This is a genomic window from Pseudomonas sp. JDS28PS106 (genome assembly GCF_036706555.1).
GTDB lineage: Bacteria > Pseudomonadota > Gammaproteobacteria > Pseudomonadales > Pseudomonadaceae > Aquipseudomonas.
The window spans coordinates 1-545 of the sequence record NZ_JBAJGT010000040.1 but is presented as its reverse complement, the minus strand read 5'-3'; the positions used below and the strand labels follow the sequence as shown (position 1 = coordinate 545).

Sequence of the window (545 nt, the reverse complement as noted above, 5' to 3'; positions counted from 1 at the left end):
TCATGACTGGGGTGAAGTCGTAACAAGGTAGCCGTAGGGGAACCTGCGGCTGGATCACCTCCTTAATCGACGACTCAGCTGCGCCATAAGCTCCCACACGAATTGCTTGATTCATTGAAGAAGACGATTAGAAGCAGCTTCAAGCGTAAGCTTTAGGTCTGTAGCTCAGTTGGTTAGAGCGCACCCCTGATAAGGGTGAGGTCGGCAGTTCAAATCTGCCCAGACCTACCATTATTTGGTGGTCGGTTGAGTTCCCGGGGCCATAGCTCAGCTGGGAGAGCGCCTGCCTTGCACGCAGGAGGTCAGCGGTTCGATCCCGCTTGGCTCCACCATTCACTGCTTCTGTGTTGCTGTCAAAGCTTAGAAATGAGCATTCCACCGCTTGGTGCCTGAATGTTGATTTCTGATCTTTATCAGAATCGTTCTTTAAAAATTTGGGTATGTGATAGAAAGATAGACTGTTGACCACTTTCACTGGTGGTGAACAGGCTAAGGTAAAATTTGTGAGTAATTGCAAGTTTTCGGCGAATGTCGTCTTCACAGTA

2 tRNA genes and 1 rRNA gene are annotated in these 545 nt (G+C 48.8%); all 3 read left to right on the top strand.

From position 1 onward, the window contains the following. A 16S ribosomal RNA gene (locus TRP66_RS23480) occupies nt 1-65 on the top strand; the annotation flags it as partial. Between the two features lie 89 nt (nt 66-154). After that, nucleotides 155-231: transfer RNA gene (locus tag TRP66_RS23475), tRNA-Ile, on the top strand. A gap of 25 nt (nt 232-256) precedes the next feature. Beyond that, nucleotides 257-332 (top strand) — tRNA-Ala (locus TRP66_RS23470). Nucleotides 333-545 lie beyond the last annotated feature (213 nt).